The 22,698-nt window shown below is 71.7% G+C and carries 20 protein-coding genes; 12 read left to right on the top strand and 8 right to left on the bottom strand.

Annotated elements, in window-relative coordinates; genetic code table 11:
- Positions 1-25: 25 nt before the first annotated feature.
- Positions 26-724, top strand: coding sequence for a nucleotidyltransferase domain-containing protein (locus tag OHB13_RS19430; protein ID WP_328377943.1), 699 nt, complete (start codon positions 26-28; stop codon positions 722-724).
- A 57-nt stretch (positions 725-781) separates the two neighbouring features.
- Here the strand turns inward: OHB13_RS19430 and OHB13_RS19425 are convergent, their stop codons facing one another.
- Positions 782-2,083: an aldehyde dehydrogenase family protein gene (locus OHB13_RS19425; protein ID WP_328377942.1), complete on the bottom strand. Its 1,302-nt coding sequence runs from the start codon at positions 2,081-2,083 to the stop codon at positions 782-784.
- Positions 2,080-4,563, bottom strand: a complete 2,484-nt coding sequence (locus tag OHB13_RS19420) for an MMPL family transporter (protein ID WP_328377941.1) — start codon at positions 4,561-4,563, stop codon at positions 2,080-2,082. The genes OHB13_RS19425 and OHB13_RS19420 overlap by 4 nt, the downstream gene beginning before the upstream one ends.
- Before the next feature lie 538 nt (positions 4,564-5,101).
- Here OHB13_RS19420 and OHB13_RS19415 point away from each other — a divergent pair.
- The 4 genes from OHB13_RS19415 to OHB13_RS19400 are packed head-to-tail and all read left to right on the top strand — an operon-like array spanning position 5,102 to position 9,162.
- Positions 5,102-6,298, top strand: coding sequence for an SDR family oxidoreductase (locus OHB13_RS19415; protein ID WP_328377940.1), 1,197 nt, complete (start codon positions 5,102-5,104; stop codon positions 6,296-6,298).
- 25 nt (positions 6,299-6,323) lie between these two features.
- Positions 6,324-6,584 (top strand): acyl carrier protein, encoded by a 261-nt coding sequence (locus tag OHB13_RS19410; protein ID WP_328377939.1) that lies wholly within the window; start codon positions 6,324-6,326, stop codon positions 6,582-6,584.
- The gene (locus OHB13_RS19405) at positions 6,581-7,807 is read left to right on the top strand and encodes a beta-ketoacyl-[acyl-carrier-protein] synthase family protein (protein ID WP_328377938.1); all 1,227 of its coding nucleotides are present in this window, start codon (positions 6,581-6,583) and stop codon (positions 7,805-7,807) included. The genes OHB13_RS19410 and OHB13_RS19405 overlap by 4 nt, the downstream gene beginning before the upstream one ends.
- Positions 7,804-9,162, top strand: a complete 1,359-nt coding sequence (locus OHB13_RS19400) for a cytochrome P450 (RefSeq protein WP_328377937.1) — start codon at positions 7,804-7,806, stop codon at positions 9,160-9,162. The genes OHB13_RS19405 and OHB13_RS19400 overlap by 4 nt, the downstream gene beginning before the upstream one ends.
- Positions 9,163-9,274: 112 nt before the next feature.
- On the opposite strand, the gene OHB13_RS19395 is transcribed toward OHB13_RS19400, so the two are convergent.
- Complete coding sequence (locus OHB13_RS19395) at positions 9,275-9,727, bottom strand: DUF7144 family membrane protein (protein WP_328377936.1); 453 nt, start codon at positions 9,725-9,727, stop codon at positions 9,275-9,277.
- 153 nt (positions 9,728-9,880) lie between these two features.
- The gene (locus OHB13_RS19390; RefSeq protein WP_328377935.1) at positions 9,881-10,564 is read right to left on the bottom strand and encodes a TetR/AcrR family transcriptional regulator; all 684 of its coding nucleotides are present in this window, start codon (positions 10,562-10,564) and stop codon (positions 9,881-9,883) included.
- A 148-nt stretch (positions 10,565-10,712) separates the two neighbouring features.
- On the opposite strand from OHB13_RS19390, the gene OHB13_RS19385 reads away from it, so the two are divergent.
- The 3 genes from OHB13_RS19385 (at position 10,713) to OHB13_RS19375 (ending at position 13,789) form a co-directional block, all read left to right on the top strand.
- Positions 10,713-12,077, top strand: coding sequence for an FAD-dependent oxidoreductase (locus OHB13_RS19385; protein ID WP_328377934.1), 1,365 nt, complete (start codon positions 10,713-10,715; stop codon positions 12,075-12,077).
- Positions 12,078-12,254: 177 nt separating this feature from the next.
- Positions 12,255-12,719, top strand: a complete 465-nt coding sequence (locus tag OHB13_RS19380) for a MerR family transcriptional regulator (RefSeq protein ID WP_266855094.1) — start codon at positions 12,255-12,257, stop codon at positions 12,717-12,719.
- Positions 12,720-12,727: 8 nt separating this feature from the next.
- A complete protein-coding gene (locus OHB13_RS19375; protein WP_266855095.1) occupies positions 12,728-13,789 on the top strand; it encodes an aldo/keto reductase in 1,062 nt (353 codons plus the stop codon).
- On the opposite strand, the gene OHB13_RS19370 is transcribed toward OHB13_RS19375, so the two are convergent.
- Positions 13,764-14,339, bottom strand: coding sequence for a helix-turn-helix domain-containing protein (locus OHB13_RS19370; RefSeq protein ID WP_266855096.1), 576 nt, complete (start codon positions 14,337-14,339; stop codon positions 13,764-13,766). The genes OHB13_RS19375 and OHB13_RS19370 overlap by 26 nt on opposite strands.
- 151 nt (positions 14,340-14,490) lie before the next feature.
- On the opposite strand from OHB13_RS19370, the gene OHB13_RS19365 reads away from it, so the two are divergent.
- The 4 genes from OHB13_RS19365 (at position 14,491) to OHB13_RS19350 (ending at position 19,677) form a co-directional block, all read left to right on the top strand.
- The gene (locus tag OHB13_RS19365; RefSeq protein WP_328377933.1) at positions 14,491-15,642 is read left to right on the top strand and encodes an aryl-sulfate sulfotransferase; all 1,152 of its coding nucleotides are present in this window, start codon (positions 14,491-14,493) and stop codon (positions 15,640-15,642) included.
- A complete protein-coding gene (locus OHB13_RS19360; RefSeq protein WP_266855098.1) occupies positions 15,639-17,030 on the top strand; it encodes a uracil-xanthine permease family protein in 1,392 nt (463 codons plus the stop codon). The genes OHB13_RS19365 and OHB13_RS19360 overlap by 4 nt, the downstream gene beginning before the upstream one ends.
- Before the next feature lie 91 nt (positions 17,031-17,121).
- Positions 17,122-18,291, top strand: coding sequence for a lipid II:glycine glycyltransferase FemX (locus OHB13_RS19355; protein WP_266855099.1), 1,170 nt, complete (start codon positions 17,122-17,124; stop codon positions 18,289-18,291).
- A gap of 117 nt (positions 18,292-18,408) precedes the next feature.
- Positions 18,409-19,677 carry an ATP-binding protein gene (locus OHB13_RS19350; RefSeq protein WP_266855100.1) on the top strand — a complete coding sequence of 423 codons (1,269 nt, stop codon included), beginning with the start codon at positions 18,409-18,411 and terminating at the stop codon, positions 19,675-19,677.
- Positions 19,678-19,712: 35 nt separating this feature from the next.
- Here OHB13_RS19350 and OHB13_RS19345 read toward each other — a convergent pair whose 3' ends face one another.
- Genes OHB13_RS19345 through OHB13_RS19335 form a run of 3 tightly spaced genes read right to left on the bottom strand, consistent with a single transcriptional unit; the run spans position 19,713 to position 22,574 of the window.
- A complete protein-coding gene (locus OHB13_RS19345; RefSeq protein ID WP_266855101.1) occupies positions 19,713-20,297 on the bottom strand; it encodes a flavoprotein in 585 nt (194 codons plus the stop codon).
- 13 nt (positions 20,298-20,310) lie between these two features.
- Positions 20,311-21,792 (bottom strand): sensor histidine kinase, encoded by a 1,482-nt coding sequence (locus tag OHB13_RS19340; RefSeq protein ID WP_266855102.1) that lies wholly within the window; start codon positions 21,790-21,792, stop codon positions 20,311-20,313.
- On the bottom strand, positions 21,789-22,574 hold the full coding sequence (locus OHB13_RS19335; protein ID WP_323183761.1) for a response regulator transcription factor: 786 nt from the start codon (positions 22,572-22,574) through the stop codon (positions 21,789-21,791). Before OHB13_RS19335 ends, OHB13_RS19340 begins: the two co-directional genes overlap by 4 nt.
- Positions 22,575-22,698 lie beyond the last annotated feature (124 nt).

Raw genomic sequence — 22,698 nt, 5'->3', positions numbered from 1 at the left:
GAAAGGGTGTCCGTAGGGTCCCCCCATGGACGACCCCGTACTCACCGCCCGTGAACTCGTGCGGGAACGGTTCCCCGGCGCCCGGGCAGCCTTCCTCGCCGGCAGTGTGCTGACCGACCGCCGGACACCCACCTCCGACCTGGACATCGTCGTCCTCCTGGACGGACCGCCCGCACCCCTCCGCGAGAACCTGCTGTACCGCGGCTGGCCGGTGGAGCTGTTCGTACAGACCCGGGCCGACTGGCAGCGCTTCGCCGATCGGGAGACCGCGAAGCGGAGTTCACCGCTGCTCGCCATGTGTTCCGACGGGATGCTTCTCGTCGACAGGGACGGGCTGGGCGCTTCGCTCCAGGCCGAGGCGCGAAAGCGCTGGGCTGCGGGACCGCCACCGCTCTCGGACCGTGAACGGGACTACCAGCGGTACATCCTGACCGACCTGCTCGACGACCTGCGCGGCTGCGCGGACCCTGCCGAGCAGGTGCACCTGGTCGCGCACATGTTGCAGCGCGCGTCCGAGCTGGTCCTGCTGGCCGGCGGGCACTGGCTCGGCGGGGGCAAGTGGCTGTCGCGGCGGCTGGCCGCGGCCGACCCCGGACTGCACCGAGCGCTGACCGAGGCCGCCGCGCAGGCGGTCGCCGGGGACACGAACGCCTTCGCCGCGACCGTGACAGAGGTGCTCGACCGGGCCGGCGGCCCGCTCTGGGACGGGTACGCGGTCCGATGAGGCGGTGGGGGCGCGGCAACCCCACCTCGTAATTTCCGCCTTCACATGGATCGCTACTCACCGACCAAGCCGGCGGTCGGTCGTCCGGCAGTGGCGGGGGTGGCGGTTGAGGTGGATGTCGTTGGCGGCGAGGCAGGCGAACTGGCCTGCCAGGTACGTGGAACGGGCATGGGTGATCACAGTGGCGTGGCGGCCCGTGTGGCGGGCGAGTGCCAGGACGTCGGACCAGTGTGTGTAGCGCATCACGACCGCAAGCGGGCCCGGCGGGACGGCTCCCGGCAGGTCCGGGTCGAGGGCAGCGGTGGCGACGACCGCCTCGTGCAGGTAGGGGGAGATGTCCGGTCGGGGGGTGCCGGTGAGGACCGGGCGGAATGGTCCGTCGGCGGAGATGCGCCGCACGAAGCGAGTGAAGTTCTCGCTGTCGCGGCTCCCCGGGAGAGAGGACATCGCACCCGCCGGCAGCTGAGCGGCTGTTGCGGTGAGCCCGCGCAGGAGTGCGTCGTGATGCTTGTCGTGAGCGACTACGAGCGGGGCGGCCGTGCAGCCTCGGCCGGCTCGGTCGAAGCAGGCGTGGCGAGCTTGCGTGACGGCCGTTCGCAGGTTGGCGTCGTGACGGACGATGAACATGCCGGGCCGGTGCGTGCCCGCGATGGTGGTCGCCGGGCAGCACCGTGGGACAACGGCGTCCACATGCTCGTCGAGCACCGCGGCGGTGAGGGATCCGGTGGGGGCGACGACCAGTTGCCAGACTCCCCGGGGCAGGCCGGAAGCCGTTGCCGCTGCGCACAGTCGGGCGGCGAACACCGCGGTGCGTGGGGAGACATGGCTGATGACGGCGTTGCCGTTCAGGAGGGCGGGCACCGCGGCTTCGAGCAGCGATACGAGGGGCCTGCAGTCCTCGGCGTGTGTGGCGACGGTTTCGGGTGGTTGCTGGGGCTGCCGACGGACGAAGGGGGCGAGGGGATGGAGGCGCGCGCGGTTGTCCCGCATCGTGCGCCGGGCGTCGCGCAACTCGGCCGTGGCGTCGGCGCCGTACAAGCCCGAACCGTGGGCCAGGAGATCACTGAGGTACGTACGGTTCCGGGTGATCCAGGTGTGCAGGCCGGTCAGGGCGGTGCGGCGGCAGGCGGCCGGGGACCGTGACCAGGCCTGCCGGGCCTCCGCGGCCGTGGTGATCGCCGTAAGGACGTCTGCGGGCGTGGAGTGGGGGATCGTGGCGGCCGGCCGGCCGGTCATCAGACTGCGTACGTCGCTGACGGGTCCGGTGCCGCTGACGGCCATGGCCTGCTGAGCCGCGGCGGGCAGCGGACCGCCGAGGAGTCCGGTGGCGGTGAAGGGGGGCGGGGTCTGCCGGTTCATCGCCGCCCTTCTCCCTGCTGAGCGCGGGAGCCCTGCTGAGCGCCCGAGCCTTGTTGATGACCCTGGCCTTGTTGATGACCCGAGCCTTGTTCATCACCCGAGCCTTGCTGAGCGCCCGCCCCTCCTTGACCGCCCGCGAGGGGTTCGGAAGGTGCGGGTGGTGGAGGCGCGGCCGGGTGCGGTACGGGGGAGACGGCAGCCGGCGGGGCGGGGTAGCGACGCCGGAAGCCGCTCGGTGACCACCAGTTGACGGTTCCGGCCAGGGCCATGACCGCGGGGACCAGCAGGGGCCGGATCAGCAAGGTGTCGATGAGCAGGGAGAGCGCGACGGTGACACCGATGAGCTTGATCACGGTGATGTCGGCGGAGGCGAGCGCGAGCAGTACGGCGATGACGACGGCGGCGGAGGCCGTGAACAGGGGTGCGGCCGCCTGTAGTCCGGCCGCTGTCGCGCGGACCGTGTCGCGGGTGCGGGCGTGGGCCTCCCCGATACGGGACAGCAGGAGGACCTCGTAGTCCATGGAGAGCCCGAACGCCAGGCAGATCGCCACCATCGGGGTCAGCAGGTCGGTGGTCCCGGTGACGGTGAACTCCCCCACCCAGGACCGCAGATGGCCTTCCTGGAAGATCCAGACCATGCCCCCCGCCGTCGCCGTGAGGCTGAACACGTTCATCAGCAGTGCCTTGACGGGCAGGAAGACGCTGCGCGTGAACAGCCCGAGGAGGGCCAGGGTGCAGAGGATGACCAGCGCGGCTGCGTAGGGGAGCCGTTGGGAGATGGCCGCTTTGATGTCGGACAGGTCCGCCGCCGGCCCGGCGAGCCGGATGGCGGCCGGGGCCCGGGTGACGCGTACGGAGCTCGCCAGCCGTGTACCGGCGGGGCTGTAGGCCGCCGGTGGGCCGCTCAGCGCCACCCAGGTCCCGGCCGCCGCGCGGTGGCGGCCGGCGAGGTCGGCGCACGTGGCCCGTCGTACGAGCGGATGGGTGAGGGCCGGATCGGTTGCGGCCGGCGCGGTGAGGGCGGCCGGGGCGGTGAGGGCCCGATCGGTGAGGGCCGCTGGGCAGCTCACGACAGAACGACCGGACACGTAGATGCCCGTGACGGTCCGTACGTCGGCGGCCCCGTGCAAGGCGGACAGGTGGCGTGCGTAGGCGTCCAGTTCACGTCGGCGATGTGCGGAGTCGGCCTGCCAGTGCGGCAGCAGTACGTCGATGGGGGACCCCGACACCGCAGGAAAGCCGGCGTGCAGGGCGCGTGCCGTGCTCGCCACGGGCGCGGTCCTGGGAAGGACGCGCTCGTCGCTGAGACCGAAAACGGCGCCGCGGAACGGCAACGCGAGCGCGGTCAGGACCAGCAGACCGCCGACGCTCACCACCACGGGGCGCCGCATCACCGAAGTGGCCAGCCGATACCATCGCCCGCCCTCCACAGGCCCCCGCAGGCGTCGGCGCGCGAACCAGTCCGCGCCGGCCCGTTTTTCGCCCAGACAGGACAGCGCAGCCGGGACCACCAGGAGCGCGACGACAGCAGCCAGCGCCACGACCGCGAGACCCGCCCACGCAAGGGAACGCAGGAAGTACAGCGGAAAGAGCAGCAGCCCTGTCAGGGCGGACCCGACGACCGCCGCTGACACCACGACGATGCGGCCGCCGGTGGCCATCATCCGCTGGATCGCGGCGTCGTGAGGGACGCCGGCAGCGCGTTCCTCCCGGTAGCGGGCGACCAGGAACAGGCTGTAGTCGACAGCCATGGCCAGGCCCACCGCGGTAGTGAGGTTCAGCGCGAATACCGACACCTCCGTCACTGTGGTCAGCGCGCGCAGCACTGCCATGGCACCTGCGACGGCCACCGCGCCGACGGCCAGGGGCAGCAGCGCGGCCCACAGACTCCCGAAGGCCCACAGCAGGAGGAGCAATACGGCGGGTGTGGCGATGAGTTCGGCGGTGCGCAGGTCTCGTTCGCTCTGGTCTTCGAGATCTCGGAGTGCTGCGGCCTGCCCCGTCGCCCGGACGTCCAACGGCCCCTGGCGACCGGTGACTTCGGGGAGCAGCCGGTCCACCGCGGTACGCACTTCGGTGGCGCTGCCCTGCAGGCGTACCAGGGTTGCGGCGGTATGGCCGTCCCGCGTACGCAGCCGCTGTGTCAGCGCGCTCGCTGTGACTGCCGCTGCGGGCGTTTCCGGTGCGCCGTGCCGAACGGCGCCGGTCCAGTAGGAGTCCACATCCGTGACATGGCGGTCGGCGAGCAAGCGGGAGACGAGCCGCAGGCCGTCGCGACGGGCGTGCGGCGCGTCGACCGCGCCCGGGGTGTGAGCCAGCAGAACGAAGTCGGGCGCACCGCCGCCGAAGCCTTCCATGGTCTTGTGGGTCACGGCGGAGGGGGCGGAGTCGGGGACGAAGCCACCGTTCACCAGCCGCCCGCCGACGTCGTATCCGGCCAGGGCGAAGAGCAGCGTCAGCGCCGCAGCGAGCAGTAGCACGGCGCGCCGCCGTCGGACGGCGACGCGCCCTGTCGCAGCGAGCAGTCGACCGGGGCCGTGGGGCGCCGGCCCCGGTGAATGCGGTGCCCCTGTGTCTCGCGCGCCCATGCGTCTCTCATTCAGTTCGAGCGGCCCCGGCTGCACCGTTGCGTACCGGTGCCGACCGCTCGACCGCCTGGCCGCTCGCCCGCTGCGGGCGGGTAATTCCACGGAGGGAACGATGCACAGCCGGTCCAGGGCACGGCCGCTTTCTGCTCACCGCTCGCGTCTACCGCGATCCGGAGTGAAGCAAATATGCAAAGCAGCGGATTGCTTCCCTCGATGGAGTGGAACTGGGCCCCGGATCAGCCCCTTTGGCCATATCGGGTGCTTCGGCGTCTTCCTGCCGGTATAGGTTCGGGCATCTCGTGAGACAGAAGACAGAAGACAGCGGGCAGCGAGCAGCAGGCAGCATTTCGAGATTCCGCGATCCGTGATTCCGTGACTTCTCAATATTCCGCGTACGTAAGCCACTCCACAGAGAATGCGAAGACGGGCCATGCCGGACACGGTGCAATCGACCGACCAGGCCGCCGGACTCCCGTACGAGAGGCCTGCCGGCTCCACGATCGCCCTGACCGGCGCCACCGGATTCCTCGCCTCGCACCTGCTGTTGCGGCTGCTGCCGTATGACACCCGGGTGGTTGCCCTGGTGCGCAAGCCCCCGCACCGGGCCCTGGCCTCCCTCGCCTGCGCCCTGCGATCGGCGGGGGCACCCGCCGGGACCGTGGAACGGATCCCCCGCCAGGTACGTGCGGTCCAGGTCAGCCTCGACGGTCCACAACTGGGCCTGCCCGAAAGCGAATTCCGTACCATCGCCGACAGTGTCGACGCCGTATGGCACTGTGCCGCGCTCACCAAACTCCATGGCGCCGCCGAGGAACTGCACCGCACTAATGTGGAAGGCACCCGGCAGATTCTCACCCTGGCGACAGCCGGCAGCCGCAGACCGCCGGTGTTTCACATCAGCACGGCATTCGTGGCCGGTGCACAGCTGGAAGGCGTCGTCCCGGAACGGCAGTTGGAATGCGCCCATGGATTCCTCACCCCCTACGAGGAGTCCAAATACCGGGGCGAGAAACTGGTCCACGACTGGGCGCGCGACAACAGCCGGTGTGCCACGGTCTTCCGGCCCAGTGTGCTGCTGAGCGAGCGCCGGGCACTGCCCCGCGCCCCGCAGCACACCTACGCCGTCCTGGCCGCCAAGCTCGCCCTGTTCCTCCGGCATTCGCTGCACGGTCCGCGGGGGCCGGGGCCTTCCCCCGCGACCGACCGTACGGGGGAGCTGGTGGTCCGTCTGCTGGGTGCACCCGACGCCGGTATCAACCTGCTGCAGGTCGAGGACGCGGCTCTGGCCATGCTGCAGCTGGCAGGGCGCCCGCCGGCCGGGCCCGGGGCACACGTCCACCACGTCGTGCACCCCGTCGAGACGCCCGTGGAACGAGTCAATGACGCACTGCAGAGGTCCGTTCCCCGGCTCCGTCTGGAGCTGGTCACCGAGCGGCCGGACCCCACGGATCTGGAGCGCGCCGTCGACCAGTACGGGGCCGAGGCCACCGCCTACCTCGGGCTGCGCCGCCGTTACGAACGCAGCAGCCTGGCGGACCTGGAGCGCCGTCGGCTGGTCAACCCCCCGGCGTCCATCGACAGTTCCTATCTCGACGCCGTCCTCAGCCCGCCGACCTCGGCCGGCTGACCGGTCTGCCACCACAGGAGTAAGCATGAGCGTTCCGATGCAGGACCAGATCGCCGACATCATCTGCGGCCACTTCGGCATCGACCCGGCCGAGATCACACCGTCCACCACGTTCGAGGACCTGGACATGGACTCGCTGGCTCTGGCGGAGACCGTGGTGATCCTCGAAGACCGGTACGGACTCCAATTCCCCGAGATCGAGGGCTCCTTCAGCCCCGGTGTGACCCTGGCCCAGGCAGCCGAGGCGCTCTCGCGGCTGCTGGCGACCATGCCCGCCACGTCATGACCGCCCGCTCCGTATCCGTCACCGGTCTCGGTATGACCACCCCCGCCGGTGTGGGGGCCACCGCGACCTGGGCCCGCTTGTGCGAAGGCACGTCCACTGCGGCACCGGATCCGAGGCTGGACGGGATGCCGGTCGCCTTCTCCTGCCAGATCCCCGAGTTCGACGCCGTCGGAGCCATCGGCCGCCGGATCGTCTGGCGCACCGACAGGTTCGTACACCTCGCGCTCCTCACCGCACGGGAGGCCCTCGCGGACTCCGGGCTCGACCCCGCCACCTGGGACGGCAGCCGGGTCGGGGTCGTGATCGGCGTCGGCGGGAGCAGTCAGGACACCGCCTTGCGGGAGTACGAGCAGCTGGCCCGTGGCGCCTACCGGGCGTTGTCGCCGACCGACGTGCCCCGCTCCATGCCCAACATGGCACCCGCCGAGATCGCCATCGACTGCCAGGCGACCGGGCCCAACTTCGCCGTCAGCACCGCCTGCGCATCCGGGGCCACGGCCATCGGTCTCGCCCGCGACCTGATCGTCTCCGGAACGTGCGACATCGTCATCGCCGGAGGCAGCGAATCCGCCGGCTCCTCACGTCTGGCCGCCGGAGCGTTCTGGCGGATGGGCGCCCTCTCCACCCGTAGCCACGACCCCGCCGGAGCCTCCCGCCCCTTCGACGCGGACCGGGACGGCTTCGTCCTCGGCGAAGGCGCCGGCATCCTGATCCTGGAGGAGACCCGCCACGCCAGAGCTCGGCGCGCCCCCGTCCGCGCCCATCTGGCCGGATACGGCACCACCTGCGACGCCCACCACTGGACCACCCCGCACCCCGGGGGGCGCGGCACCGTACAGGCCCTGCGCACCGCTCTCAGCAACGCAGCTCTCACGCCTGCCGACATCGGTCACGTCAACGCCCACGCCACATCGACCCCCGCCAACGACATCAGCGAAGCCGAGGCCCTGCGCGCCGTCTTCCACACGCCGCCGCCCGTCACCGCCACCAAGAGCATCATCGGCCACGCCATCGCAGGCGCCGGTGCGATCGAGGCGGCGGTCAGCGTCCTGAGTCTCACCACTCAGACCATCCATCCCACCGCAAACCTGGACCGGCACGACCCCGCCATCGACCTCGACATCGTCACCAAGGAGCCCCGGCACCAGCGGATGGCCGCTGTGGCGAGTACCTCCATCGGCTTCGGCGGGCAGAACACCGCCCTGATCTTCACCACCGCGTGACCCGCACCACGCCCACGACAGACCCGTCGGGCCTGTCGGCCGGCTCAACACCCGTGGACGGCCCGGGCCCCTCGGACGGCCCGGCCGCCTCGGCCTGCCCCACGCCCTCGGACCGCCCGGCCCCCTCCGGTGCCCCGGCCCTCCTGGCGTGCCCAACTCTCAACGAGGGCGGGTTCGTTACGGCGGTGGGCCGGCTCACCGGACCGGGCGGCCCCGCCCTGCGCCCCGTCACTCTCGCCGGGGGTCTGCGCGCCTGGGCCGCGACGGACGCGGCCGTGTCCCGCGCCGTACTCACCGATCCGCGGCTGACCAATGACGTCAGCGAGGTGGGCCGGCCCGTGCAGGGCTTCCCCGTCCGCCGCTACCCGGAGGACTTCTTCGCCCACGCACCACAGTTGCTCTCCGCCTCCGGGGACCGCCACCGCAGGATGCGCCGGATCGTGGCCCCCTTCTTCACCGCCGCAGCGGCAGCGGAGACGGCCACCGGGCTGCGGTGCGAGGCCGCACAGATCCTCCGGTCCCTGGCCGGCCGCGACCGCGTCGACATCGTCGCCGATTTCGCCCTGCCGCTGGCAGGCGCCGCCGTCGGCGAGGTGCTCGGCATTCCGCCCGGGCTACGCCCGGCAGCCGTGACGGCCGCTCTTGCCGCAAGTGCGACAGCTCCGGGGACGGAGACGGCCCGGTCGGCGCACCGTGCCTTTTCCCGCACCGTGCTGCAGGTCATCAGCGCCGCCCGCCACTCCCCCACCCCCACCGCGGCTACCGCCGTGCTGCACGCCAACCGGGCGGGAGAACTCACCAACGCCGAAATGGCCGGAATGCTCGGCATGTTGCTCATCGGCACCATCGACTCGCTCACCACCGTCATCCCGGCCGGCACGCTCCTGGCCATGCGCCGCCCGGACGTCAGGCACGGTCTCAGCCACAGCGCCGAACAACATACGAGGGCGCTGACCGAGGAGATCCTGCGGCTGAACCCGCCCTTTCAGCACACCGGTTGGCGATTCACCCGGGAACCCTGCCGCGTCGCGGGCATCTCCTTGCCCCAAGGCGCCGTGGTCGTCACCTCCCTGCTCTCCGCCAACCTCGACCCCACGGTCTGGCCCGACCCCCTGCGGGCCGATCCGCACCGCCGGTCGCCGGGCAGCCATCTGTCCTTCGGACACGGGCCGCACTACTGCCTCGGCGCGGCGCTCGGACGCCACCTCGTCCACGACGCCCTCGTCGGGCTCTTCGGCCGGTTCCCCCATCTGAGCCTTGCCGCCCCTGAGGACGAACTCACCTGGCACGGAGCTTGCTTGCGCAGGGTGAACCGGCTGCCCGTGGACACCCGCCCCTCAGCCCCCACCGGCTGATGCCGGCGCTGCCGCTGCCGGTCGTTCAGGTTCCACCGGAAAGCCCGGGTCCCACCGGAAAGCCCCGGGCCACAGACCCGGGGCTTTCCGTGGAACCTGGGCTTTCCGGAATTCACCGACCAGGCGCCCTGACGTGGTGGTCCGTCAGGAGGGACCAGATCACGAAGACGCCGATCGCGATGGCGATGAACGCCCAGATCGGCTGGTACGGCAGCCACATGAAGTTCGCGATGACGCTGATCCCGGCCATGAAGACGCCGAGCCAGCGGGCCCAGGGGGCACCCCGGAGAATGCCCAGGCCGGTGAGGATGAGGAGCACGCCGATGGCCAGATGGATCCAGCCCCAGGCGGTCAGGTTGAACTCGTACGCGTAGTGGCCGACCCGTGTGTAGACGCTGTCCTTCGCGATGCCGACCACGCCGTTGAGCACACCCAGCACGCCGTCCACGAACAGCAGCACACCGGCGAACAGGGTTCCACCACTCGCCCAGGCACTGCCGCTGCCCCTGCCGGGCTGCGTGTGGTGAGGTGTGGGCCCCCCGGAGGGGGCTGCGGACTGAGCCATGAGAGCCTCCTTCGCCGGGTAGTCGGGCGTTCCGGCGTGGCCCCGACACTCCGCCTCCACGGCTTCCGCCACCAGCCGGGCGGGGCCATTCGGGTGAATCGATCCGTAATCACGTCGTCCCGTAGTCGCGTGGTTACGTACGGCCAACCGCCGTCACACCCCGGCCAGCCCCCGGTCCACCGGTGACCCCGCCCACGGCCCTCCGGCCGCTGAGCTGAGGTTGTCGAGGCACAGGTCGATCAGGTGCAGCAGGGTGTCGAGGTCGCGGCTGCCGCTCGCCTGCCAGGTGCGGACGGCGACCGTCATGGCGCAGGCGTGCATCGACACCAGGAGCTGGGGCCGCGGGTCGGCCGGGTCCGCGAGGTGCTCCCGCGCGGCGAGGATCCCGGCGAGTGCGTCCTGCTCGCTCAGCAGGACGCGGTGGAGGGAGACGAGCAGGCCGGGTGTGACGGCCACGAGGTGCAGTACGGCGAGGCAGGCCGGCGTGGAGCGGTACTCGGGACCGGCCCGCGTCACCTCGGTCAGGGCGCGGCGCGTGGCTTCGCGCAGCGCGGCCAGCGGCGGCTCCTCCGGGGGCCTGCGGTCCAGCTCGCGCAGGGTGAGTACGGCCAGCTCCCGGAACACCGCGAGCAGCACGTCCTCCTTGCCCGTGAAGTACCGCAGCAACGTGCGTTTGGACACATCGGCCGCGGCCGCGATGTCGTCCAGCGTGGTGCCGTCGAAGCCGCGGGAGCCGAACAGGTCGAGGGCCGCGTGGCAGAGCGCGTCGCGGGTCCGGAGCTTCTTGCGGGCGCGCAGGCCGGCGGACGCGGTGCGTTCGGCCGGGCTGGGTTGCATACGGGTTCCTCCTGGGCGGGACGGCTTACCGGCGGACCGTACCGTGGGCAGCCAGGGGATTCTGTCACCTGGTGCCATATGCTTTCGGACGACACGCCTGGCGGGCCTGTCGACCCGTCTGTCCGCGTTGCCTGGAGGAACGTCCCGTATGTCTCGTCCCATCCGAGTCGCGATCGTCGGTGCCGGCCCGGCCGGTATCTACGCCGCCGACGCCCTGCTGAAGTCCGACGCCGCCCAGACCCCGGGCGTCTCCATCGACCTGTTCGAGCGGATGCCCGCACCGTTCGGGCTGATCCGCTACGGGGTCGCCCCGGACCACCCGCGGATCAAGGGCATCATCACCGCGCTGCACAAGGTGCTGGACAAGCCTCAGATACGGCTCTTCGGCAATGTGGACTACCCCAACGACCTCACGCTGGACGACCTGCACCGCTTCTACGACGCCGTGGTCTTCTCCACCGGCGCGATGGCGGACCGGGCCCTGGACATTCCCGGGATAGCCCTGGACGGCTCGTTCGGCGCCGCGGACTTCGTCTCCTGGTACGACGGCCACCCCGACGTCCCGCGCACCTGGCCGCTGGAGGCCGGGAAGGTCGCCGTGCTCGGGGTGGGCAACGTCGCCCTGGACGTGGCCCGGATCCTGGCCAAGACCGCCGACGAGCTGCTGCCCACCGAGATCCCGCCGAACGTCCACAGCGGGCTGCAGCAGAACAAGGCCGTCGAGGTCCATGTCTTCGGCCGCCGCGGACCCGCGCAGGCCAAGTTCAGCCCGATGGAACTGCGCGAGCTCGACCACTCGCCGAACATCGAGGTCGTGGTCAACCCCGAGGACATCGACTACGACGAGGGCTCGATCGCCACCCGCCGCGGTGACAAGCAGGCCAACATGGTCGCCTCCACCCTGGAGAACTGGGCCATCCGCGACGCCGGGGACCGCCCGCACAAGCTTTTCCTGCACTTCTTCGAGTCCCCGGAGGAGATCATCGGCGAGGACGGGCGCGTGGTCGGGCTGCGTACGGAGCGCACCGAGCTGGACGGCACCGGCAACGTCCGCGGCACCGGCCGCTTCACCGACTGGGACGTCCAGGCCGTCTACCGCGCGGTGGGTTACCGCTCGGACGAGCTGCCCAAGCTGCCCTTCGACGTGGCCTCCGGCACCGTTCCCCACGAGGCCGGGCGCGTGCTGGCCGCCGACGGCAGCCACCAGACCGCCGTCTATGTCACCGGCTGGATCAAGCGCGGCCCGATCGGGCTCATCGGCCACACCAAGGGCGACGCCAACGAGACCGTGGCCTGCCTCCTCGACGACCACGCCGCCGGGCGCCTCCCCGGCGCCGGCCTGCCGGACCCGGATGCCGTCACCGTCTTCCTGGCGGAGCGCGGCGTCCGCTACACCACGTGGGACGGCTGGCACCAGCTCGACAGCCACGAGCGGAGCCTGGGCGACGCGGAGGGCCGCGAGCGCGTGAAGGTCGTCGAGCGCGAGGACATGCTCCGCCACAGCGGCGCCTGACAGACAGCGCCCTGACAGCACCCGCGGGCGGCCGGGTGCCACGTGTCGTGAAGGAATACCGACGCGGTGGCACCCGGCCGCCCGCTGCTGTCCGGTCCGCCGGACCGGCAGGCTCCAAGAGGCCCTGCGCACAACGCGCTTGCTTCAAGTGCACTGGAACGTTCTAGCGTGGCCGTCATGACGGTGACCGAGAGCACCCCCGTGAAGGCCCCACCCGTGGACCACTGCCTGTCCGTCGGACCGGCCCACCCGCTCCCCGACGGCCAGGACCGCTACACGATCAGCGAAGTCGTCGCGTACACCGGGCTCAGCGCGCCCACCCTGCGCTGGTACGAGCAGATCGGTCTGATGCCGCGCGTGGAGCGGTCGCACACCGGCCAGCGCCGCTTCGACAACAGGGACCTGGACTGGCTCGCCTTCGTGAGCAAACTGCGGCTGACCGGCATGCCGGTCGCCGACATGGTCCGCTTCGCGGAGCTGGTCCTCCGGGGCGAGGTCACCTACCAGGAACGGCAGCGGATTCTGGAGCAGACCCGGCAGGAAGTCGTCGCGCGCATCGCGGACTTGCAAGGCGCCCTCGCCGTACTGGACTCCAAGATCCGATTTTATGCGGGCGCCGGCACGGCGTCGGAAAGGGCCTGAGCATCATCATGAGCAACGCCATCGGGACAAACACCACCGCCACCGCCACCGAACCGGTCCGCGAGATACGCAAGGTCGAGCTGGGCACCGGCGGCCCCCTCGTCGGCGTCCAGGGTTTCGGCGCCATGGGCATCAGCGCCGTCTACGGGGAGACGGACGCCGCGGCGGCCCGCGACGCCCTGGAGGCCACCGTCGAGGCGGGCGTCACCCTCATCGACACCGCCGACATGTACGGCACCGGCACCAACGAGGAGTTCCTCGCGCCGTTCGTCGCCGCGCACCGTGACGAGATCACCCTGGCCACCAAGTTCGCCTTCGAGTACCGCGCCGACGACCCGGCCTACCGGGCCATCCGGAACGATCCGGTGTACATCAGGAAGGCCGTCGAGGCGAGCCTGCGCCGCCTGGACGTCGATGTCATCGACCTCTACTACATGCACCGCCGCGACCCCGCCGTCCCGTTCGCCGATTCCGTCGGCGCCATGGCCGAACTGGTACAGGAGGGCAAGGTCAGGCACCTCGGCCTGAGCGAGGTCACCGGCGCCGAGCTGCGCGAGGCGCACGCCGTGCACCCGATCGCCGCCCTCCAGTCGGAGTGGTCGGTCTTCAGCCGGGACGTCGAGCGCAGCGCGGTGGGCGCGGCCGCCGAGCTGGGGGTGGCCTTCGTGCCGTACTCGCCGCTCGGCAGGGGGCTGCTGACCGGTGCCATCACCGGTTCGGACAAGGACCTCTCCGGCAGCGACTTCCGGCAGCTGCTGCCGCGTTTCACGGGCGACAACGCCAAGGCGAACGCCGCTCTCCTGGCACCGCTGCACGAGATCGCGGCCGCCCGCGGCGCCACCACGGCGCAGATCGCGCTGGCCTGGGTGCAGCAGCGGGCCCGGGCGCACGGCCTGACCGTCGTGCCGATCCCCGGGACCCGCAAGCGCAGCCGCCTCCTGGAGAACGCCGCGGCCACCCGGATCACGCTGACGGACGACGAGTTGGCGCGCCTTGAGCCGATCGCCGGCCAGGTGGCGGGCGACCGCTACGCGGACATGTCCATCACGTCCGTGGGCCGGGAGGCGTAGGCCCGGTCCCGACGTGGTCGGCCACGGCCACGAGCAGCACCCGCGTGCCCTCCTCCCGTGCCCGCCAGCGGTGCCGCACTCCGCCGGTGAGGAAGAGCGTGTCGCCCCGGCCCAGTTGGTACGTACGGCCTTCGGCCTCGACTTCGGCCGTGCCGTCGGCGACGTACATCAACTCGTCGTTGCGGTGCTCGAATTCGCGGCTCTCGTCGTGGTCACCGGTGAACTCCAGTGCGTGCATCTGCTGGTGGCCGCGCACCAGCGGGCGGACGCGCGCCGTCGCGTCGAGGCCGGGGTCTGCGTCGGCCCGTACGACGTCCACCCGGCGCGGGGAGTCGGCGGCCGACAGGAGCTGTACGGCAGTCGTCTCCAGCGCGTCCGCGATGAGTTGCAGCGAACGCATGCTGGGGCGGGCCCGGTTGTTCTCGATCTGGCTGAGGAAAGGCGACGACAGACCGCTGAGAGCGGCGACCTCGGCGAGCGTGAGGTCCAGAGCCCTGCGCCGCCTGCGGATGCCCGGTCCGATCCGGAGGGCGGGCGATTCGGCTGTCACGTCGTGCTCCCTCGTCTCCGGTCCGCTGTGCCGCTTCTCATCATCTCGCAGCCTGCCGATGACTTCGTACGCCCTTCACAGCGCCGCAACACTCCGGCTCTAGCTTCTAAGGAGATTGACCACATCAAAGAAAGTTTCATGGAGGGGTCCTATGTCAACGGCTCGTACGCGTACGTCACCGGTCGACCAGAACACCCGCCGCCGCCGCGGCACCGGCCTGATCGCTCTCGACCCCGACGCCTCCGCGGGCGGCTACACCCTCTTCGCCCCGCTCACCGGCACCGGCGAGGTGTACCTGATCGACCTGCACGGCACGGTCGTCCACGAGTGGAAGCTGCCCTACCGGCCCGGCCGGCACGCGCGCGTCCTGGCCAACGGGAACCTCGCCTACAACGGCGTGCTCCCCGGCGAGCCGGCGCTCTTCCCCATGTGGCACAAGTACCGGGGCGGCGTGATGCTCGAAGCCGCCCCGGACGGCACCGTGCTGCGCGAGTACCGGGACCCGCTCCAGCACCACGACGCCCACCACATCGGCGACGGCCGCATCCTCTACACCGCGCTCGAACCCCTGCGGGGCGCGGACGCGGACGCCGTACGGGGCGGAGTGCCCGGTTCGGAGGCGGCCGACGGCACGGTCTGGGCGGACACGATCCGGGAAGTCGGCGCGGACGGCTCCGTACGCTGGTCGTGGCGGGCCTCCGAGCACCTCGACCGCGAGGAGTACCCGCTGCACCCCGACTACGCGCGCGAGCACTGGCCCCTGATCAACAGCGTCGCCCCGCTCGCCGACGGCACCATCCTGGCCAGTCTGCGCAGCGTCTCGGCCGTCGTCGTCATCAGCCGCGAGACCGGCGAGATCCTGTGGCGGACCGCCCCCGGCACCGTCTCGCAGCAGCACGCGCCCACCGAGCTGGCCGGCGGCGGTCTGCTGGTGTTCGACAACGGAGTCTTCCGGCCCGGATCGGACGTGCCGTACTCCCGTGTCATCGAGATCGAGCGGTCGTCGGGAAAGATCGTGTGGGAGTACCACGACCCGGCCCGGGAGTCGTTCTTCGCGCCGTTCATGGGCAGTGCGCAGCGCCTCGCGGGCGGCAACACCCTGGTCACGGACTCCCCTTCGGGCCGGCTCTTCGAGGTGACGCCCGACGGATACCTGTGCTGGGAGTACGTCGTCCCGTACTTCGGCGGATACCGGGAGTCCGAGGTGCGCGGCCTGTTCCCGTCCGAGCCCAACGCCGTCTTCCGCGCGTACCGTTACTCCGCCGACGAGCTGCCCTGGCTGGACGCGGGGGCCACCCCGTGACGACCGCCGGTCTCCCGCCCGGCCGCCTCGACGCCGTCGACGAACGGCTGCCGCTGCGCCGGCTGGCCCCGCTGTCCGCGCAGCACGTCCTGGCCATGGTGGCCTCGCCCGTGTCGACGGTGTTCCTGACCGGCCAGGCCCTCGGCCTCGGCCCCGGGCGCACCGCGTCCCTGCTCAGCGCCACTCTCGTGCTGTGCGGCGCGGGGACCCTTCTGCAGTCGCTCGGGGTGTGGAAGGCCGGGGCGCGGCTGCCGTTCGTGATGCTGCCCGGCGGGGCGGCGACGGCGCTGTTCCTCCAGACCGCCAAGGACCACGGCCCGGCCACCGCGACCGGGGCGGTCCTCCTCGCGGCTGCGCTGCTGGGTGCCGTGCTGCCGTTCTACGCCAGGATCGTGCGCCTCTTCCCGCCGCTGGTCATGGGCGTCACCGTGCTACTGATCGGCATCGGCATGATCAGGGTCGGCGCCCAGCTGATCACCGGCCTGCCCGGGACCGCCGGGTACGCCGCACCGTCGGCGGTCGTACTGGCCGCCGCGACGATCGGCTGCACACTGCTGCTCCTGCTGCTGCTCCGCGGGGTCTGGCGGCAGACCGCGGTGCTGCTCGGGATGGGGGCCGGCACCGTCATCGCCGTCACGACCGGCCTGGGCCACTTCGCACCCCCCGGCGGAGGCGGCGGCGGTCTGTCCCTCCCGCGCCTCCTTCCGTACGGAGCACCGCACTTCGACGTGGTGGCCGCGCTGCCGCTGCTCGTCTTCAGCCTCACGACCCTCGCGGAGATCACCGGCCAGACCGTCCTGAACAGCGAGACGGTGGGCCGGGTCTCCGACCCAGGACGCGATGTACCGCGCGTCGCATCGACCGATGCGCTGGTCTCGCTCCTCGGCGGGCTGTTCGGTACGTCGCTGCTGGTGACCAGCTCGGAGAACATCGGAATCGTCCGGCTGACCGGAGTCCGCAGCCGCTTCGTCACGGCGGGGGCGGGTGCCCTGCTCGTCGTGGTCGGCCTGTTCGCGCCTCTGTCGCGGCTGCCGGCCGGGATACCGGCGCCGGTCGTCGGGGGATCATCGCTGGTGATCTACGGGATCATCGCGGCGATGGGCATCGCCATGCTGGGACGCACGGCCCCCGGCGCGACGGCCGACTCCACGGTGATCGCCCTGTCCCTCACCGCTGGCCTGCTGCCGGTGGTCGCACCGGACATCTACCAGGGCTTCCCCGGCTGGGCCCGGACGATCCTGGGCAGCGGCGTGGTGGCGGGCACACTCACCGCCGTACTGCTCCACCCGCTCTTCCGGCGCTTCGCCGCACGGGAGGGCGGTACGGGGGAACGGGTACGGGGGCCGGACGCTGATCCGGGCCCGGCCCTGCGGCGTGGCGCCCGCTGACACAGGGTCCGTGGCCTTGACATGGTGCGTACGGAGAGACAGACGGGCCGTACGCCTCGGGAGAGGCGTCCCGGGCAGAGGAGCGTTGCGCATGAGCCTTCGGCTGAAGAGCATCACCCGCGAAGAACACCTGGCTTTCATCAGGGCCCGGCCTTCTGCGAGCCATATGCAGGTGCCGTCGTGGGGGGACGTGAAGCCGGACTGGCGGGCGGAGAGCCTGGGTTGGTTCGAGACGGACGGCTGGACGGACGAGCGGGCGGACGACGGGACGGACGAGCGGGCGGACAGCCGGCTCGTCGGAGTGGGGCTGGTGCTGTTCAGACCGCTGCCCAGACTCAGGCGCTACCTCGCCTATCTGCCCGAGGGCCCGGTCATCGACTGGCACGCGGCCGATCTGGAGCGGTGGCTGAAGCCGATGCTGTCGCATCTGAAGCGGCAGGGGGCGTTCTCGGTGAAGATGGGGCCGCCCGTGGTCGCCCGGCTCTGGGACACCGATGCGGTCAAGGCCGCCATCGCCGATCCGGCGGCCGGGCGGCTGCGGGACGCCGCCCCGACCTGGCACGATCCCCGGGCCCTCGACGTCGCCGACCGGCTGCGCGGGATGGGGTGGCAGCAGACCGAGCCGGGCGGCGAGGACGGTTTCGCGGCGGGCCAGCCGCGCTACGTGTTCCAGGTGCCTTTCGCGGGGCGCTCGCTGGACGAGGTGCACAAGGGCCTCAACCAGCAGTGGCGGCGCAACATCAAGAAGGCCGAGAAGGCCGGAGTCACGGTCGTACGGGGTGAGTACGCAGACCTGTCCGCCTTCTACGACCTCTACGTCGAGACGGCCGCCCGGGACCGGTTCATCCCCCGTCCGCTCGCGTACTTCCAGCGGATGTGGACCGTACTGACCGCCGAGGACCCCGACCGGATGCGGCTCTACCTGGCCCACCACGAGGGTGAAGTCCTCGCGGCCGCCACGATGCTGACGGTCGGCGAGCACGTCTGGTACTCCTACGGCGCGTCCACCGGCAGAAAGCGCGAAGTCCAGCCGAACAACGCCATCCAGTGGCGCATGATGTCCGACGCACACGCACTCGGTGCCGGCGTCTACGACCTGCGGGGCATCACCGACACCCTGGAGGAGAGCAACCACCTGCTCGGCCTGCTCCGCTTCAAGGTCGGCACCGGCGGTCACGCTGCCGAGTACCTGGGCGAGTGGGACTTCCCCCTCAACCGCTTCCTGCACAAGGCCCTCGACCTGTACATGTCCCGGCGCTGAGGCCGGGTGCGCCCGGTTCCGGAACAGCCCGGAACCGCCCAGAACGGGCGATCGGGCGGCGCGCGGACGATGATGGAAGCACGCGGGAAAGCAAACGCGACCTCCGAGGGCTTGATCATGGGCGGCTGGCACGTACGGGACTTCACTCCGGACGATCTGGAAGCCGTGGTGCGCCTCGACGGGGACAGCACGACCAGCGATCAGCAGCCCGTCTTCCGTCTGTCGGAGACCGTCGCCGCGCTGCAGGCGCAGAATCCCAGCGTCGTCGCGGTGGCCGACGGGCATCTCGTGGGGGCCGCCGTGGGCCGCGTGGACGGGGACCGGGCGTGGGTGCTGCGCATCGCACTGCATCCGGGCTGGCGCAATCTGGGGCTCGGCACCGCGCTGCTCACCGCCCTGGAGCAGCGGTTGCAGGCTGCCGGATCCAGGATCATCGCAGCGGTGCTGCCCGATGAGGAGACCGGTGCCACGGCGCTCGGCAACTCGGGGTTCCGCCCGCACCGCGGGCTGACGTACTTCGAGAAGGTGCGCTCGGCGACGGCGCAGGGCTCCGCTGCCCTGTCCTCGCTCGGCGCGACGACTCCCGCGACCGGGCTGTGGGAACAGCTCACGGGCATGGTGGACGAGAAACGGCTCATCGAGCGCCGGCTGGTGCTCCCGCTGGCCAACCCCGACGTGGCCGAGCAGCACGGCGTCGAACCCCCGCAGGCCGTTGTGCTGTTCGGGCCGCCGGGCACCGGAAAGAGCACCTTCGCCAAGGCCGTGGCGGGCCGGCTCGGCTGGCCGTTCGTGGAGCTCTTTCCCTCCCGGCTCGCGCTGGAGGACGGGCTGGCGAACGGGCTGGGCCGCCGCTTCGACGAGATCGGCCGGCTCGACCATGCGCTGGTCTTCATCGACGAGGTGGAGGAGGTCGCCAGTGCGCGCAATCGCGCCGACCCCGCAGCGATCGGCGTCGTCAACGAACTCCTCAAGGCGATCGTGCGCTTCCGCCGGCGCGAGGGCAGGCTGCTCATCTGCGCCACCAACGCCGTCGCCGCTCTCGATCCGGCGTTCCTGCGCCATGGGCGGTTCGATTACGTCCTGCCCGTCGGACCGCCCGACCATGAGGCCCGCAAGGCGCTGTGGGCCGGGTACACCGCCAAGGCCGGGGGCGAGACCGACATGTCCGTGCTGGCCGACGCCAGCGACGGATTCACTCCGGCCGACATCAAGCAGGCCGCCCGTACGGTCGCCCAGGCCGTCTTCGAGCGCACCCTCGACACCGGAGAGAGGGCCCGGCCCACCACCGACGACTACCTCCGCACCATCAGCCGCACCCGGCCCACCGTCACTGCGGACATGGCCCTGGAGTTCGCCGACCACACCGTCCGTTACGGCCGCACCTGACCCGCCACCGCATGGCGCGCTCCGGCGGCAGCGCTTCAGGGACCGCCGAGCAGCTCCAGGGCCTCGGTCCAGCGGAACCCGGAGGTGGCTTTCGTGGCCCCGGGCGGACCCGGATCGTACGCACTGAACAGGACGCCCATGTCACGCAGTGCGTCGACGCTCCGGCGGTACGCGGGGTGGGCGGCCTGGGCCGCGTTCAGGCAGGGCAGTACGACGGTGGGGATGCCCGCGCCGTAGGCCTCGCAGAGGATGCCGAGCGCCAGGGTGTCCGAGATACCGGCCGCCCATTTGTTGATCGTGTTGAACGTGGCGGGCGCCACCGCGACGGCGTCCGCCGGCGGCAGCGGGCGCGGGTCGCCGGGAGCGCGCCAGGCGGACCTGATCGGGTAGCCGGTCTGTGCCACCACCGCGTCCGCGTCGATGAAGCCGAGCCCCTGCGGGGTGGCGACGACGCCGACGTCCCAACCCCGCTCCTGCGCGGCCGTGATCAGTCGGCCCACCCCGCCCGCGATGCCGGACGCGCAGACCACCACGTACAGGAAGGGCCTCTTCGGCCGGTCGGGCTGTTGCGTCCCGTCGGGCGGGGGCGTCCCGCCGGGCTGTGCGGGCTGTTCTCTCATGTGGTCCCCCTCGTCAATGCGCTGCGGGACCAGTCTGCGTGACTCCGGTGGTGTCGGGCCGGGTGGGCAGGACCACCCGGAACGTGGTGTCACCGGGGCTGCTGCTGACGTCGACCGTGCCGCCGTGTGCGGTGACCACCGCATGGACGATGGCCAGGCCGAGGCCGGTGCTGCCGGTCGTGCTTCCCGTCGTGCGGGAGCGGCTGTGGTCGGCGCGGACGAAGCGGCCGAACACCTCGGGCCTGAGCTCTTCGGGAATGCCCGGGCCGGTGTCGTGCACGCTCAGCTCGATGCCCGCCTCCACCGTGCTGAGCCGTACGGTCACCTCGGTGCCCGGCGGGGTGTGCGTGCGCGCGTTGGCCAGGAGGTTGCCGAACGCCTGCTGGAGCCGGTGGGTGTCGCCGGTGAGCGTGACGGGCTCCTCCGGCAGGTCGAGCAGCCAGCGGTGGCCGGGGCCCGCGGCCCGTGCGTCGTCCGTCGCGTCGAGTACCAGCCGGGTGAGATCGACCTGTTCGCGCTCCAGCGGGCGGCCCGCGTCCAGCCGGGCGAGGAGCAGCAGGTCGTCGACGAGGCGGGTCATCCGGTGGGACTCGGAGTGGATGCGCTCCAGTGCGTGCCGCACCTCGGGGGGTACGGGGCCCCGGTGCCGGAGGGCGAGTTCGGAGTGGCCGCGTACGTTGGCGACCGGGGTGCGCAGTTCGTGGCTCGCGTCCGCCGCGAAGTGCCGCAGCCGTTCCTCGCCCGCCTGGCGCTGGGCGAGCGCGTTCCCGATGTGCCCGAGCATCTGGTTGAGCGCGGTCTTGACCTGGCCGACCTCGGTACGCGGATCGGTGACGGCCAGCGGCTCGGGCATGGCCACCTCGCCGCTGGCGAGCGGCAGCCGGGCGACCGCGGCGGCGCGGGTGGTCACCCGGCGCAGGGGGCGCAGCGAGACCCGCACCCACAGGGCGCCCGCCACGCCCGTCGCCAGCAGGGCGGCCACGAACACGGCGGCCTCCACGGCTTCGAGCCGGTGGACCGTCTCCTCGACGGGGTGCAGCGGCAGCCCGGTGACCAGGACGTCCCCGTCGTCGCCGCGGGTGGCGGCGGCCCGGTAGCGGTGGAGGGTGTGCAGACGGATGCTGTGGCCGGTGCCGTCGGCGGGCAGGGCCGCGAGCGTACGGCGGTCGGCGGCGGTCAGCGGGACCGGGCGGTCGGCCTCGTCGTGCACCACGGCCGCGCTGGTGGCCGTCCCCTTCAGCAGCCGCGCGCCGAACGTGCCCTCGGCCTGGCCCCGGGTGTCGGGGCGGTTGTCCGCGTCGGGGTGCTTCTCGTGTTCGAGGCTGGCCGCGAACCGGCCCCCGGACGCGGTGAGCTGCTGGTCGAGCCGGCCCACGAGGAAACCCTGCAGTGCGAGGGCGGTGGTGATGCCGACGGCCGCGCAGGCCACCGCGAGCAGGACGACGAGCCCGGCGGTGAGCTGGCCGCGCAGGGTGTGCGGGGGCAGCCGTCTCACGACTGGTCCGGCTTGAGTACGTAGCCGACTCCCCGCACCGTGTGGATCATCGGGGCCCGGCCCGCGTCGATCTTCTTGCGCAGATAGCTGATGTACAGCTCGACGATGTGCGCACGGCCGCCGAAGTCGTACGCCCAGACGCGGTCGAGGATCTGCTCCTTGGACAGCACCCTGCGCGGATTGCGCAGCAGGAACCGCAGCAGCTCGAACTCGGTGCGTGAGAGGTCGATGCTGTCGTGGCCGCGCCTGACCTCCCTGGCGTCCTCGTCCATCCTGAGGTCTCCGACCGTCAGCCAGTTCCCCTCGGGCTCCGCGGCCATTCCCGCGCGGCGCAGCAGCCCGCGCAGCCTGGCCAGCACCTCTTCCAGGCTGAACGGTTTGGTGACGTAGTCGTCGCCGCCCGCCGTGAGGCCCGCGATCCGGTCCTCGACCGCGTCGCGTGCGGTCAGGAAGAGCACACAGACCCCGGTGAGACGGGCGCGCAGCTCATGCAGGACGTGCAGTCCGTCCATGTCGGGGAGCATCCAGTCGAGGACCACCGCGTCGGGGCGGAAGTCATCGGCCGCGGCGAGCGCGGACGCGCCGTCGGCGGCGCTGCGCACGTCCCACCCCTCCGAGCCCAGGGCCCCGGTCAGCACGTCGGTCAGGTCCGGCTCGTCGTCCACGACCAGGACGCGGACCGCCGCTCCGTCCGGGCGCCGCAGTACCGGCTGGTCGGGGCCGTGCGGTGCGGACCCGGCGGGGGTGGCCGGGCCGGTCCGCGGGACGTCGTCGCTGTTCATGGTCCTCCCAGGATGCCCCGCAGCCGGGCCGCGCGCGGGGCGGGTTCCCTCTGTGTTCCCTATGAATCCGGCTCCGTGTCCCCAGGGATTCCGGCTCCGCCGCCCGCCTCGGGGGCCGCTTCAG

Origin of the sequence: Streptomyces sp. NBC_00440 (assembly GCF_036014215.1) — a bacterium.
Taxonomy (GTDB): Bacteria; Actinomycetota; Actinomycetes; order Streptomycetales; family Streptomycetaceae; genus Streptomyces.
Note: the sequence above shows the minus strand (reverse complement) of the source record. Positions and strands in the feature narration are given on the sequence as shown.

Excerpts from the sequence above, each read along its gene's own strand:
- OHB13_RS19395 (WP_328377936.1), bottom strand. The coding sequence starts at position 9,727 with ATGGCTCAGTCCGCAGCCCCCTCCGGGGGGCCCACACCTCACCACACG.
- OHB13_RS19355 (WP_266855099.1), top strand. The coding sequence starts at position 17,122 with ATGAGCCTTCGGCTGAAGAGCATCACCCGCGAAGAACACCTGGCTTTC.
- OHB13_RS19385 (WP_328377934.1), top strand. The coding sequence starts at position 10,713 with ATGTCTCGTCCCATCCGAGTCGCGATCGTCGGTGCCGGCCCGGCCGGT.
- OHB13_RS19430 (WP_328377943.1), top strand. The coding sequence starts at position 26 with ATGGACGACCCCGTACTCACCGCCCGTGAACTCGTGCGGGAACGGTTC.
- OHB13_RS19405 (WP_328377938.1), top strand. The coding sequence starts at position 6,581 with ATGACCGCCCGCTCCGTATCCGTCACCGGTCTCGGTATGACCACCCCC.
- OHB13_RS19365 (WP_328377933.1), top strand. The coding sequence starts at position 14,491 with ATGTCAACGGCTCGTACGCGTACGTCACCGGTCGACCAGAACACCCGC.
- OHB13_RS19345 (WP_266855101.1), bottom strand. The coding sequence starts at position 20,297 with ATGAGAGAACAGCCCGCACAGCCCGGCGGGACGCCCCCGCCCGACGGG.
- OHB13_RS19410 (WP_328377939.1), top strand. The coding sequence starts at position 6,324 with ATGAGCGTTCCGATGCAGGACCAGATCGCCGACATCATCTGCGGCCAC.
- OHB13_RS19350 (WP_266855100.1), top strand. The coding sequence starts at position 18,409 with ATGGGCGGCTGGCACGTACGGGACTTCACTCCGGACGATCTGGAAGCC.
- OHB13_RS19415 (WP_328377940.1), top strand. The coding sequence starts at position 5,102 with ATGCCGGACACGGTGCAATCGACCGACCAGGCCGCCGGACTCCCGTAC.
- OHB13_RS19425 (WP_328377942.1), bottom strand. The coding sequence starts at position 2,083 with ATGAACCGGCAGACCCCGCCCCCCTTCACCGCCACCGGACTCCTCGGC.
- OHB13_RS19380 (WP_266855094.1), top strand. The coding sequence starts at position 12,255 with ATGACGGTGACCGAGAGCACCCCCGTGAAGGCCCCACCCGTGGACCAC.
- OHB13_RS19390 (WP_328377935.1), bottom strand. The coding sequence starts at position 10,564 with ATGCAACCCAGCCCGGCCGAACGCACCGCGTCCGCCGGCCTGCGCGCC.
- OHB13_RS19335 (WP_323183761.1), bottom strand. The coding sequence starts at position 22,574 with ATGAACAGCGACGACGTCCCGCGGACCGGCCCGGCCACCCCCGCCGGG.
- OHB13_RS19375 (WP_266855095.1), top strand. The coding sequence starts at position 12,728 with ATGAGCAACGCCATCGGGACAAACACCACCGCCACCGCCACCGAACCG.